The following is a 12,928-nucleotide window of genomic DNA, read 5'->3' as shown; positions in this document are numbered from 1 at the left end:
CCGGGCGCCCGGTACCCCTTCGCCCGGCGGTCCGGCGTCGTCTTGCCCAATGGCCCAGCCCTGCATGCGGCCCTGTCCGGCCTCGGCTCGTCTCGCCCCGTGCCACCCTTGCTTGGCGGCCCCGCCTGCGGCTCGCTTGGTGGCCTGGCTCCGCCTCGTCCCGCGACATGCCCACTCGGCGCTCCTCATCCGGCGCCCCGGCACCCCGCGTCCCCGCGAGGTCACAACCGCGCCAGCAGCGCCGCCGTCAGCCGGGCCCGCTCCACCAGGCTCGCGGTCACGATCTGCTCGTCCGGGGCGTGCGCGCCGCGGCCGACCGGGCCCAGGCCGTCCAGACTGGGGACGCCCAGCGAGCCTGTCAGGTTGGTGTCCGCGCCGCCCGCGGCCGGCCTGCCCCCGGCGGGCTGCCCCACCTCGGCGGCGGCCGCGCGTAGCACCTCCGCCAGGCCCGGATCCTCGCCAGTCCACACCGGACGGTTCGTCAGAATCGTGCTCCGCACGATGGTTCCTGCGCGCACCGGCTCCAGTTCGGACAGCGCGGCGAGCACCGAGCGCTCCGAACCGGCGTCGGCGAAGCGCAGGCCCACCTCGCACCACGCCTGCCCGGGAACGACGTTCGTCCGGCCGCCGCCGCCGATCGTGCCCACGTTGCACAGCACACCGGGATACCCGGCGACCAGCCCACGCAACGCCACCACCTGGTCGACCAGCTCCTCGATCGCCGACGCGCCGTCCTCGGGGGCGAGCGCGGCGTGCGATTCCCGGCCGGTCACCTCGATGCGTACCCGCGTGCTGCCGCGCCGCGCGGTCTTCAGCGCGCCGTCCGGGTGCGGGGGCTCGAACCCGAGCGCGGCGACCGCGTCCGCCGCCTCGCGTTCCAGCAGTGCCCGCGCCGTCGGGGAGCCGATCTCCTCGTCGGCCACCACGACCATCGTCACCGGCCGGTGCGGCACGTCGCGCAGCGACTCCACCGCGGTCTCGAACACCACGAGCCCGCCCTTCATGTCGTACACGCCGGGCCCGAACACCCGCCCGTCGCTCTCCCGCCACTCCAGCGCTCCGCGCGGCCACACCGTGTCGTGGTGTCCCAGGCACAGCACCGGGCGCTCGTCCTCGCGGCCGGCGGAGCCGGGGAAGCGCGCCACCAGATGCGCACCGCCCGGATGCGCCTCGCGCTCGACGGCCGCCCCCAGCTCGGTGTAGCGCTGCCCGATCTCGGCCAGCAAGCCGTCGAGCGCCGCGGCGTCACCGGTCGGGGTCTCGTGGCGGACGTAGTCGTGCAGGCGGTCGCGCATCTCGTCAGTGTTCACAGTTATGAAACGTATCTTGCGATCAAACTCTTGACAATGCGGGTTTGGACGCGAAGAGTGCCAACATACGTTTCGTAAGTTGGAGAGGTGATGGTGTGGCGTGCGTGCAGCGACCTGGGGTGCGGTCCGACGGGCTCGTGGTGCGGAACCTCGACTCCGCCGCACTGCAACTGCAGGCCGCCGCGCTCTACCGGCGCGTGTTCGCCTACGACGAGCCGGACGTCGGGCTGAGCCCGCCGCTGCTGGCCACGCTGCTGCGCAACGGCGGGTCGGCGATCGGGATCACCGGGCCCGGCGACGAGCTGCTGGCCTTCGCCTACGGCCTGCCCGCCTCCGATGACACCGGCGTCTACCACTACTCGCAGGCCGCCGTGGTGGCGCCGTCGAGCCAGGGACTGGGCCTGGGGCGGCTGCTCAAACACGCGCAGGCCGACGCGGTCCGCGCCGCGGGCATGCGGTTCATGCGCTGGTCCTACGACCCGCTGCTGTCCCGCAACGCGCACTTCAACCTCAGTGTCCTCGGCGCGGTGGGCCGCTGGTACGTCGACGACTACTTCTTCCGCCAGGGATCGGACCGGGTGATCGTCGAGTGGGACCTCACCGCGGCGGAGGCTCCGGCGACGCCACCGCAGCCGGATCGGGTGCCCGCCCCGGCGAGCTGGGGCCGGGCGTGGCGCGAGGGTGACCGGCGCTGGCTGCCCATCCCGGCCGATCCGGCCGCGGCCACACCCGCCCTGCGCAGCGCGGTGCGCGCGGGCTTCCACGAGTTCCTGGGCGAGGGCCTGGCCGCCGTCGCGTGCGTGCGGTGCACCGGCGACACTTCGGCGTACCTGTTCGCCGAACACCGGAGTGCCGCATGAGCCAGGACGACCGTTCCCTGTCCAGCCCGCGTCAGCGGTTCGACGCGCGCGTGCAGCGCCGCTCGGCCGCCGTGCTGCAGCGCCTCGTGGCCGATCAGGAGATCAAGTCGCTGGGCGCGGCCATGGAGTCGATCCTCGCCGACGGGTCGGTGCAGCGCGCGGCCGCGCTCGTGGTCAGCGCCCGGCGCCGGTTCGTGCTCGGCACCGGCAAGTCGTTCGCCTACGCCTGCCTGCTGGCCGCCGACCTGCAGGCCTCACTGTCCAACGTGACCCCGATCGACGGCAGGCTGGTGCAGGCCGTCGACGTGCTCACCGAGGTGCGCGCCACCGACGTGCTCGTGGTGTTCTCGCTGCGCCGGTACCGGCGGGACACGATCGCGATCGCGCGCGAGTTCGCCGCGAGCGGCGGCAACGTCGTCGTGGTCACCGACTCACCCGACGCGCCGCTGGCCGAGGTGGCCGACGCGCTGATCGTGGTGCGCACCGAGAGCGCGTCCTATTCGGACTCGCCCACTGCGGTCGCGGCCGTGGCGCACATCCTCGCCACGCTCACCACCGCCAGCGCGAAAGGCGCGCAACGCCGTCTGGGAGAGCGCGACCGGTTCTCCCGCTCCCTGTCGCTCTACGTCGAATCGGAGACCCCGTGAAGATCACCCACGTCACCCTGCACCGCGTGCGCCTGCCGCTGATCCACAGCTTCCAGACCAGCTCGCACCGCAAGAACCACCTCGAGCACATCCTCGTCGAGCTGACCGGCGACGACGGCGTCGCCGGCTGGGGCGAGATCGCCTGCCCGAGCGATCCGTTCTACGCGCCGGACACCGTCGAGACGAGCTGGCTGATCGCCACCCGCTACCTCGTGCCCGCGCTGCTGGACGAGGAGATCGCGCACCCCCGCGAGGTGCCCGCGCTGTTCCGCCGGGTGCGCGGTCACCGGTTCGCCGTGGCCGGGTTCGACGCGGCGGTGTGGGCGCTGTGGGCGCGCTCGCGCGGCATCCCGCTGGCGCAGGCGCTCGGCGGCACCAGGGCGACCGTGACGGCGGGGGTGTCGCTCGGCATCGAACCGACCATCGACGACCTGCTCGAACAGGTGTCGCGACAGGTCGAGGCCGGGTACCGGCGGGTCAAGCTCAAGATCGCCCCGGGCTGGGACCGCGAGCCGGTGGCGGCGGTGCGCGCGGCGTTCCCCGAGCTGACGCTGCAGGTCGACGCCAACGGCGCCTACCTGGACGAGCCCGCGCACCACGAGGCGCTGCGCGGCCTGGACCGGTACGGGCTCGCCATGATCGAGCAGCCGTTCGCGCCGCGCGCGCTGCTCGCCTCCGCGGCGCTGCAGGCCGCGACGGACACCGCGGTGTGCCTCGACGAGTCCATCGACACCCTGGACGACCTGCGCACCGCGATCGCCCTGAAGGCGGGGCGGATCCTCAACATCAAGGCGTCCCGGATGGGCGGGCTGACCCCGGCGGTGGCCGCGCACGACGTGGCGCGCGACGCGGGGTGGCCGGTGTGGTGCGGCGGGATGCACGAGTTCGGGGTGGGCCGCCTGGCGAACGTCGCGCTGTCCAGCCTGCCCGGGTTCACACTGCCCTCCGATGTGTCCGGTTCGGACAAGTACTATGCCCGTGATCTCGTGGTGCCGCCGGTGTCGGCCGACGCCGGTGTGGTCGCCGTGCCTGCCGGTCCCGGTCTCGGCGCGCGGGTCGACGAGGAGTTCGTCGCGGGATGCCGGACCGAGGTTTTCACCAGTTCCAACCCGGCCGCCGTCGCGGCCGCGGGATGACCGCGCAGGAAGAAGGGAAGTCCATGAACGAGGTCGACACCGCGGCGGAGGTGACCGCCCCGCCCGCTCGTGCGCGCCGGGAGGCGCGCACCGTCGTGCGGACCGTCATCGCCGTCGCCGGGCTGGTGCTCTCCGCCGCGCTCGGCCCCTTCGTGTCGGCACCGACCCTGTGGGGCTTGGTGCCGATCGTCCTGTACGCCGTGCTCGCGCTGCTCGGCATGGACATCATGGTCGCGACCGTGGCGGCGGTGCTGTCCGCGCTGCTGGTGATGATGCCGACGCCGGAGAACGCCGCGAAGCTGCTCGGCGAGTCACTCGGTGATCAGGTGACCATGATCGGCCTGGTCATCATGCTCGGCGCAGGCGTCGGCGAGATCCTGCGCGCAACAGGTGTGGCGGCGCGGATCGTGCGCGGGGTCATGCGCGTGATGGGAGAGCGCAGCCGCACCGCCGCGACGCTCGGCGTGATGCTGTCCTGCCTGATCCTCGTCGCGAGCCTCGGCACCCTCGCCGGTGCTCTGGCGATCGCCGCGCCGCTGCTGCTGCCGATCGTCGCGCGCCTCGGTTTCACCCGGTCCGCCACCGCCTCGATGATGTTCATCGGCGGGTGCGCCGGTCTCGCGCTGGCGCCGTTCGCCGGGTCGAACGTGGCCATCATGGACGCCGCGGAGGTCGGCTACCTGCAGTACCTGCTGTACGGCGCGGGCCCGCTCGCGGTGCTGTCGCTGGTGGCCGGGCTGCTGATCGTGCCGTGGATGCAGCGCCGCACCCGGGGCACCGACGACTTCTACGACCCGGAGGACCTCGGTGCCACCGACGACGGTGCCGCGATCCCGCGCAGCGGCCGCGCGACGCTCGCGTTCGGGCTGACCCTCGTCGCGAGCGTCGTGTACGCGATCATCAGCGGCGCGGGCACCGCGTTCCCGCTGGTCGCGCTGCCGGTGCTGGCGATCGTCACCGGCCTGGCGGGCGGGCTGAGCCCGGTCGCGATCGCCTCCCACGTCTACCGCGGCGCCGCCCGGCTGGTGGAGATCTTCCTGCTGTTCTGGCTGCTGGCGGTGCTGTTCGCGGGCATCGACGCGCTCGAACCGTTCCAGGTCATCCTGGACACCTGGGGCGGGTCGATGCAGGGCCTGTCACCGTTCCTGTTCGCGCTCGTCATCGCGCTGCTGGGCTGGGTCGGGGTGCCCGGCGCCACCGCGGCGCAGGTGGTGCTGCTGGACAAGGTGTTCGGGTCGCTGGCCGCCGCGGTCGGCATCGGCCCCGGCGCGTGGGTGATCGTGCTGCTGTTCGCGTCCAAAGCGGACACCTACGGTCCGTTCCCGAACGCCAACATGGTGGGCTCGATGAGCCTCGCCCGGTCGGTGAACCTGCGCAACATCATCATCACCGGGTTCCTCGTGCTCATCCCGGCGTGCGTGATGTACGCGATCATCCTGATGTTCGAGACCCGGTAGGAGAACCGCAGTGTCCGATTTCGACATCGTGATCCGCGGCGGCGACGTGCTCGACGGCACCGGCGCCGCCGCCCGGCGGGCCGACGTCGGTGTGCGCGACGGCCGGATCGCCGCGATCAGCGGCGAACGGCTCGACGGTGCCACCGTGGTGGACGCGGCAGGCCAGGTCGTCACGCCCGGGTTCATCGACCTGCACTCGCACGCCGATTTCACCCTCGCGCACGATCCGGGCGCGGTCACCCAGCTCGCGCAGGGCGTGACGACGCTGATCACCGGCAACTGCGGTCATTCGCCGTTCCCGATCGGCGACCTCGCGCTGCACCAGCGCACCAGCGCGTTCGACCCGGCGCGGCTGCGCTGGTCGTGGTCGGACGGTGCGGGGTTCGCCGCCGACCTGGGCGAAGCCGCGCCCGCGGTGAACGTGGGCCTGCAGGTCGGGCACAACTCGGTGCGGCTGGCGGTGCTCGGCGCCGAGGACCGGGCGCCCACCGAGGACGAGCTGCACCGGATGTGCGAGCTGGTCCGCGCGGCCGCCGGGCAGGGCGCGGTGGGGTTCTCCACCGGGTTGATCTACACGCCGGGCCTGTTCGCGGCGCCGGAGGAGGTGCGGGCGCTGGTCGCGGCGGCGGCCTCGGCCGGGTTGTTGTACTCGACGCACCTGCGCAACGAGACCTCCGCCCTCGCGGATGCGGTGGCCGAGGCGATCGAGGCGGCTGAGGCCGGGGGAGCCCGGCTGGAGATCTCGCACCTGAAGGCGATGGGACCGGCCAACCACGGCGCCGTGCACGACGCGCTGGCCCTCATCGACGCCGCGCGTGCCCGCGGGGTGGACGTGATGGCCGATGTGTACCCCTACACCGCGTCGAGCACGGAGCTGGCGTCGCGGTTGCCGTCGTGGGCGGTGGACGGCGGCAAGGACGCGCTGGTGGCGCGGCTCGCCGATCCGGTGCTGCGCGGGAAGATGGCGGCGTCGTTGCGGGAGCGGTTCGGCCGGGACATCGACCCGGAGGGGGTGGTGCTGGGGGAGCTGCCACCGGGCCCCTACCGGGCGAGCACCGGTCTGTCCATCGCGGACATCGGCAGGGCGGAGGGCACCGACCCGGCCGAGGCGGCGCTGCGGGTGCTGGAGGCGCACGCGGCGCAGGTGATGATCGTCAACCACGCGATGGACGAGGACGACGTGATCGCCGTGCTGCGGCACCCGGCGGTCTCCGTGGCGAGCGACGGCTGGATCATGACCGAGACTGGCGAGGGCCGGCCGCATCCGCGTAGTTTCGGCACGTTCGCCCGGGTGCTGGCACGGTACGTGCGGGAGCGCGGGGTGCTGAGCCTGGAGCAGGCGGTGCACAAGATGACCGGGCTCCCGGCCGCGCGGCTCGGCTGGACCGACCGCGGCGTGCTGCGCGAGGGCGCGGTGGCCGACATCGCGGTGTTCGACCCCGACACCATCACCGACCACTCGACGTTCGAGGAGCCGTGGCGCCTGGCGACCGGGTGCTCGACGGTGCTCGTCGGCGGAACCCCCGCGCTGCTCCACGGCGAGGCGACGGGCGCCAGGACCGGAGTCGTGGTCGGCGCAAGCTGACCGGGCTGGTTCAAAGGCCCGGCAACGCGAGCCGCCCGCGACGGCGCCCACACCCCACCGGCTCCCCGGTCCCCAGCCCTGCTCGGCCGCTGAAACACTCGACAACCGGGGCGCCGAACCCAATGGGACTCACCCTCGCGACCATGACCGACGCCGTCCCGCTCGGCAGGCTGTGCTCCGAGGAGGACGTGGCGAACGGGGCGCTGTTCCTGCTGTCCGAGCGCGCCGCGTTCGTGAACGGGCAGACGCTGTTCGTCCACGCGGGACCGAGTGCGTTGACCCGGGTCCTCGCCGCGCGCGGCACCCGCGTTGAACTCGTCGAGGGTGGCCTGCAGCCGGTCGGCGGGCACCCCGATCTTCTCCGCGAGCGCGGCCACCGTGCGGGCCTTGTGCAGGAACCCGCTGCGCTTGAAGTAGGTCTGCGGGAACGGCCACGGCTTGGCGTAGCCGATGCCGTAGCGGCGCATCGCCTTCTGGTCAGCGATGATCCAGCCGTAGGTTCCGTCGCGGTCCTTGTCGTTGCGCAGCATCTCCACGCCGTAGTCGTGGTAGGACAGCGACTCGTTGGCGAACCGGACCCCCTCGCGGTCCACGGCGATCAGGCCGGGCAGGCCGAACGCGCGCAGGTGCGGGAACCAGCGCTTCTGGCCGCGCAGACCGCGGAACACCGTCACCGGGCCCCACGCGGCGGGCTGGTGCGGGCTGTCGTCGATGTGCCCGCCCAGTGGCTGGGTCAGCCGCAGCGAATCGCCGTGGTGGCCGATCGTGGGTGTGGTGTGGTTGGTGCCGTCCGGGTCGTGCGGGAAGTAGCGCTTGCGCAGCTCGGCGTTGCCGGAGAATCCGCCCGCGGCGATCACCACGCCGAGCCCGGCCCGCACCTCGCCGGAGTGCGCGCCGGAGATCCGCGCACCCGTCACCGCCCCCGAGGAGTCCCGAATCAGCTCGTCCGCGCTGGTCAAGGTCCACATGCGAATCCCGGCCTCGTCGGCGGCGGCGATCATCCGGGTCATCAGCGCGTTGCCGTTGGTGCGCAGGTAGGCGCGTTCCTCGGCAGCCTGCTCGAGTACTACGACTTCTTCATCTACGGCTCGGCGGCCGCGCTGGTCTTCGGCACCGCGTTCTTCCCCGCGGGTGATCCGGCCGTGGCGACCGTGTTGTCGCTCGCCACGTTCGGCGTGGCCTACCTGGCGCGCCCGCTGGGTGCGGTGGTGTTCGGGCACTTCGGTGACCGCGTCGGCCGCCGTGGCGTGCTGCTGGCGACCCTGCTGCTGATGGGCGCCAGCAGTCTGGCCATCGGACTGCTGCCCACCTACGAGTCGGTGGGCACGCTCGCGCCGGTGCTGCTGGTGATCTGCCGGCTCGTGCAGGGCCTGTCGGCCGGTGGCGAGGCGGCCGGGGCGAGCACGCTCACCCTGGAGTACGCGCCGCAGGGCCGCCGCGGGTTGTTCACCAGCTTCGCGATGTCCGGGTTCGCCGCGGGCATGGTGCTGGCCACCCTGGCGTTCCTGCCGGTCGCGGCTCTGCTGCGCGTGGTGTGTTGTTCGTTGTTCGCGGTGTTCCAGACGGTGTTCGCCGTGTTCGCGCTGGCGTTCGCCACGTCCGGGGAGGTGCAGCTCGACCGCTCGGCGATGCTGTGGGTGTCGGTGGTGTCCAACGCGGTGGCGATCGCGGCGATCCCGCTGTGGGCGGCGTTGTCCGACCGGATCGGGCGGCGCCCGGTGGGGGTGTTCGGGGCGCTGGCCTCGGCGGTGACGTTCCGGGCGTACCCGTGGTCGATCGGCACCGGGTCGCTGGGGCTGGTGTTCGACGCGCGGGTGCGCTACACCGGATTCGCGATCGGCACGCAGCTGGGGTTCCTGCTGGCCGGGTTCTCGCCGTCGATCGCGGCGGTGGTCACCGGCGGGCAGACCACGACATGGTGGCCGGTGGCCGTGTTCGCGGTGGTGTGCGGCGTGCTGTCCGCGGTGGAGGGCCTGACCGCGCGCGAGACGGCCCACACACCGGTGCTGGAACTGGGCCGGTAGCCGCCCGGTCAGGTGCACGCCGCGCCGACGGCCGGCTGAGCGCAGGCGCCTGCGATCCGGCGCCATGGACCACGATCTGCATCCGCCGGAGAAGCCGCCTGGTCACCCGGGTTCGCCCCGCGTGACCAGGGGGTGCGCGTCCGCGTCAGAACCCGATCGGCAGGCCCGCGTAGTTCTCCGCCAGTCCGGTCCGCGCCGCTTCGCTGGTGGCCACCCACCGCAGCTGGGACAGCTGTAGCTGCTGGTCGAACGGGTCCCCGGACTGGTGCAGCATCGTGGTCATCCACCACGAGAAGTGGGTGCACCGCCAGACCCGGCGCAGCGCGGTGTCGGAGTAGGCGTTGGCGAGCTTCGGGTTGTTCTCGCGCAGCAGGGCGGTCAGCGCGGGAGCCAGCAGCGCGACGTCGGCGACGGCCAGGTTGAGCCCCTTCGCGCCGGTCGGCGGCACGATGTGCGCGGCGTCGCCGGCGAGGAACAGGCGTCCGTGGCGCATGGGCTGCTGCACGAAGCTGCGCATCGGCAGCACCGACTTCTCGGTGATCGGGCCGGGGGTGAGGGTCCAGCCGTCCTGGCCGTGCCCGAGCCGCGTGGCCAGCGCCTCCCAGATCCGGTCGTCGGACCACTCGGCGACGTCCGTGCCGTTCGGGACCTGCAGGTACAGCCGCGAGACGGTGGCCGAGCGCATCGAGTGCATCGCGAAGCCGTCTGGGTGCCAGGCGTAGATCAGCTCGTCGGTCGAGGGCGCGACGTCGGCGAGCACACCCAGCCACGAGTACGGGTAGGTGCGCTCCCACGTGCGCTTCGCCGAATCCGGGACGGCCGCGCGGCACGGCCCGAACGACCCGTCGCACCCGACGATCACGTCCGCGTCGATCCGCTCGTGCGTGCCGTCCGGGCCGGTGAAGGTGACGTAGGGGTGGTCGGTGTCCAGGTCGTGCACCGCGGTGCCGGACACCTCGTAGCGGATCTCCTGCCCCGCGGCTTCCCGCGCCCGGCCGAGGTCCTTGGTCACCTCGGTCTGCCCGTAGACGGTGACGCTGCGCCCGACGAGGTCGACGAAGTCCAGGTGGTGCCGCTCGTGCGGCCACTGCAGGTAGATGCCGCGGTGCTCGTCGCCCTCGCGGGCGAGCCGCTCACCGAGCCCGGCCTCGTGCAGCAGGTCCACACTGGACTGTTCGAGGATTCCCGCGCGGATGCGGGCCTCGACGTACGCCCGCGAACGCGTCTCGACGATCACGGACTCGACGCCCGCGTTTCCGAGCAGGTGGGAGAGCAGAAGACCGGCCGGGCCTGCGCCGACGATGGCGACCTGGGTACGCATGACGGCAGTGTCCGGCTCCACGGCCGTTCGGACTAGCCGGTCTTCCATTGAATGGAAGTTCTCGGCGGTTCAGTCGCGGCGAAGCACGATCCGGCCGGCGACTCCGCCGCCGCTGAGCCGGTCCAGCGACTCCTGCACCGAGGCGGCGGTCAGGGGCGCTTCGACCACCGGGATGCGGGGCAGGGCGCCCCGGCGGGCGAGTTCCACGAGCGCGTTCAGCTCGGCGGGGGTGCCCACGAAACTGCCGCTGATCGTGATCATCTTCAGCGCCATCAGCGCGGTGGGCACGGTCAGTTCACCGCCGAAAAGTCCTACTTGGACCAGACGTCCGGCCTTGCGCAGTGCGTCGAAGGCAGCGGTCGCGGTGGCTCTGTTGTTGACGAAGTCGATCGCCGCCGCGACCGGACCTCCGCACGTCCCGATGATGGCCTGGCTCACCTCGCCGGTGGCGAGCACGGTCGCGGACGCACCCAGTCCCTTCGCGACCGACAGGTTGTCCTCCGACAGGTCCACCGCGCAGATCGACTCGTGCCCCAGTGCTTTGAGGGTGGCGATCGCGGTAAGCCCGACGCCGCCCGCGCCGATCACCACGATCGGGTCATCGGGCGGCAACGGCAGCACTTTGTGGACAGCGCTGAACGCCGTCAGCCCGGAACACGCCAAGGTGGCCGCCCAGCTGGGATCCAACCCCTCGATGTCCACCAGGTACTTTTCGTCGGGCACCAGGATGTGCTCGGCGTAGCCGCCGGGCCGCGCCACACCGAGGTTGCGGCCGTTCGCGCAGTGGTTGTCCGCTCCGTCGCGGCACCGCGCGCACTCGCCGCATCCGATCCACGGGTACACCAGGCGGAGATCGCCCGGACGGTGCGCGCTCACCCGCTCGCCGACCCGTACGACCGTGCCGACCACCTCGTGCCCCATCACCAGCGGGTAGGTCATCCCGCGCTCGGTGAGCCGCATTTTCCCGCGCGCGCCGAGATCGTAGAAACCCTGGCGCAGGTGGGTGTCGTTGTGACACACCCCGGACCGTTCCACCTTCAGCAGCACCTGCGTGCCGGCCGGGCTGGGCGTCGGCAGTTCCACGTCGGTGACGTCGGCGCCCTCTCCACTGACCGCGAATGCGTGCATGTCTTCCCACCTCACATCTCAATCGGACGAAAATCCTTGGTACCAGCGCGATGCGGGCGCGCCGGTGTCCCGATTCGGAACACGTCCGCCGGTGCGGCGATCGGTCATGCTCGCCGGCAACCACACGGAAGCGAGGAGCGCATGACCAGTTACCACACCACCAACCCGGCCACCGGCGAGCTCGTCAAGGAGTTCCCGGTCGCATCAGGCCAGGAAGTGCGCGAGGCCCCCCGACCGCGCCGACGAACTCGCCCGGATCATCACCCTGGAGATGGGCAAACCGATCACCCCGGCGAAGGGAGCGGTGGCGCTGGTCGCCGCCCATCTACGACCACTACGCCGAGCACGGTCCGGGTTTGCTGGCCGATGAGCCGTTGAACATCGCGGGCAGCGGGGAAGCGGTGCTGCGCACGGAGCCGATCGGGGTGCTCCTCGGGATCATGCCGTGGAACTTCCCCTACTACCAGGTGTCGCGGTTCGCGGCGCCGAACCTGGTGCTGGGCAACACAATTCTGCTCAAGCAAGCACGCAACTGCCCCCAAGGGGCGCTGGCGATCGAGGAGCTGTTCACCGAAGCCGGGGCGCCGGAGGGAATCTACCTGAACCTCTTCGCCGACAGCGAGCGGATCGCCGGGCTGATCGGCGATCTACGGGGGCAGGGTGTGTCGCTGACCGGGTCCGAGCGCGCCGGGTCCGCGGTCGCCGAGGTCACCGGACGCCACCTGAAGAAGTACGTGTTCGAACTCGGCGGTTCGGACCCGTTCGCCGTCCTCGACGACCACAACCTCGACACCACCGTCGCGCACGCGGTGCACAACCGGTTGTTCAACGGGGACCAGGCGTGCACGGCCTTGAAGCGGTTCATCGTGCACGCCGACGTGCACGACGCGTTCCTCGAGCGGTTCGTCCACGCGATGCGCGAGATCCGGCCTGGCGATCCCACCGACCCCGCCACTCGCCTGGGGCCGCTGGCCTCCGGTGAGGTGGTTGCGGACCTGACCGCACAGGTCGAGGACGCGCTCGCGCTCGGCGCCACGCTGCACACCGGTGGCGGCCGGGTGGCCGGCCCCGGCCACTACTTCGAGCCGACGGTCCTCACCGGGGTCACCCCGGCCATGCGCGCCCACTCGGAGGAACTGTTCGGCCCGGTCGCCGTGGTCCACCGGGTCGCGTCCGAGGCGGACGCCCTCGCTCTGGCCAACGAATCGCCGTTCGGGCTGGCCGCCTCGATCTACACCGCCGACGTCGAGCGGGCCCGGGCGTTGGCGACGCACCTGGAGTGCGGCATGGTGTGGATCAACAGCACCACCAGGAGCGCACCGGACCTGCCGTTCGGCGGGGTGAAGCGCTCCGGCGTCGGCCGCGAGCTGGGCGCGCTGGGCATCACCGAGTTCGCCAACAAGAAACTCGTGCGCATTCCGTGAACACGCGGGCGGTGGGGGCCCACACGCACCGGACGG

The 12,928-nt window shown here is 72.1% G+C and carries 10 protein-coding genes and 2 pseudogenes; 9 read left to right on the top strand and 3 right to left on the bottom strand.

Annotation, left to right across the window (positions count from 1 at the left end):
* Nucleotides 1-221: 221 nt before the first annotated feature.
* Nucleotides 222-1,310 (bottom strand): M20/M25/M40 family metallo-hydrolase, encoded by a 1,089-nt coding sequence (locus AMETH_RS23000; RefSeq protein ID WP_017983513.1) that lies wholly within the window; start codon nt 1,308-1,310, stop codon nt 222-224.
* A gap of 104 nt (nt 1,311-1,414) precedes the next feature.
* Here AMETH_RS23000 and AMETH_RS36015 point away from each other — a divergent pair, with 104 nt between their 5' ends.
* The 8 genes and pseudogenes from AMETH_RS36015 to AMETH_RS40695 form a co-directional block, all read left to right on the top strand.
* Nucleotides 1,415-2,170, top strand: coding sequence for a GNAT family N-acetyltransferase (locus tag AMETH_RS36015; protein WP_156131714.1), 756 nt, complete (start codon nt 1,415-1,417; stop codon nt 2,168-2,170).
* The gene (locus AMETH_RS22990) at nt 2,167-2,817 is read left to right on the top strand and encodes a MurR/RpiR family transcriptional regulator (protein WP_017983511.1); all 651 of its coding nucleotides are present in this window, start codon (nt 2,167-2,169) and stop codon (nt 2,815-2,817) included. The genes AMETH_RS36015 and AMETH_RS22990 overlap by 4 nt, the downstream gene beginning before the upstream one ends.
* Nucleotides 2,814-3,953 carry an o-succinylbenzoate synthase gene (gene menC, locus AMETH_RS22985; protein ID WP_017983510.1) on the top strand — a complete coding sequence of 380 codons (1,140 nt, stop codon included), beginning with the start codon at nt 2,814-2,816 and terminating at the stop codon, nt 3,951-3,953. Before AMETH_RS22990 ends, menC begins: the two co-directional genes overlap by 4 nt.
* A gap of 23 nt (nt 3,954-3,976) precedes the next feature.
* Complete coding sequence (locus tag AMETH_RS22980) at nt 3,977-5,410, top strand: Na+/H+ antiporter NhaC family protein (protein WP_017983509.1); 1,434 nt, start codon at nt 3,977-3,979, stop codon at nt 5,408-5,410.
* Between the two features lie 10 nt (nt 5,411-5,420).
* Complete coding sequence (locus AMETH_RS22975; protein ID WP_017983508.1) at nt 5,421-6,995, top strand: N-acyl-D-amino-acid deacylase family protein; 1,575 nt, start codon at nt 5,421-5,423, stop codon at nt 6,993-6,995.
* Nucleotides 6,996-7,117: 122 nt separating this feature from the next.
* A pseudogene (locus AMETH_RS42710) lies at nt 7,118-7,249 on the top strand (SDR family oxidoreductase); the annotation flags it as partial.
* A gap of 559 nt (nt 7,250-7,808) precedes the next feature.
* The gene (locus tag AMETH_RS41245; RefSeq protein ID WP_017983507.1) at nt 7,809-8,033 is read left to right on the top strand and encodes a hypothetical protein; all 225 of its coding nucleotides are present in this window, start codon (nt 7,809-7,811) and stop codon (nt 8,031-8,033) included.
* A gap of 14 nt (nt 8,034-8,047) precedes the next feature.
* Nucleotides 8,048-9,019: pseudogene (locus AMETH_RS40695) on the top strand (MFS transporter); the annotation flags it as partial.
* 145 nt (nt 9,020-9,164) lie between these two features.
* On the opposite strand, the gene AMETH_RS22965 reads toward AMETH_RS40695, so the two are convergent.
* Both AMETH_RS22965 and AMETH_RS22960 read right to left on the bottom strand, forming a co-directional pair.
* Complete coding sequence (locus tag AMETH_RS22965; protein ID WP_026153283.1) at nt 9,165-10,340, bottom strand: 4-hydroxybenzoate 3-monooxygenase; 1,176 nt, start codon at nt 10,338-10,340, stop codon at nt 9,165-9,167.
* A 69-nt stretch (nt 10,341-10,409) separates the two neighbouring features.
* A complete protein-coding gene (locus AMETH_RS22960; RefSeq protein ID WP_017983504.1) occupies nt 10,410-11,468 on the bottom strand; it encodes an alcohol dehydrogenase in 1,059 nt (352 codons plus the stop codon).
* Between the two features lie 356 nt (nt 11,469-11,824).
* Between AMETH_RS22960 and AMETH_RS22955 the strand changes: the two genes are divergently transcribed.
* Nucleotides 11,825-12,892: an aldehyde dehydrogenase family protein gene (locus AMETH_RS22955; RefSeq protein ID WP_017983503.1), complete on the top strand. Its 1,068-nt coding sequence runs from the start codon at nt 11,825-11,827 to the stop codon at nt 12,890-12,892.
* Nucleotides 12,893-12,928 lie beyond the last annotated feature (36 nt).

The sequence above is a fragment of the Amycolatopsis methanolica 239 genome (assembly GCF_000739085.1).
GTDB classification, from domain to species: Bacteria; Actinomycetota; Actinomycetes; order Mycobacteriales; family Pseudonocardiaceae; genus Amycolatopsis_E; species Amycolatopsis_E methanolica.
The sequence above is the reverse complement of the archived record's forward strand: the minus strand, read 5'-3'. Positions and strand labels throughout refer to the sequence as shown.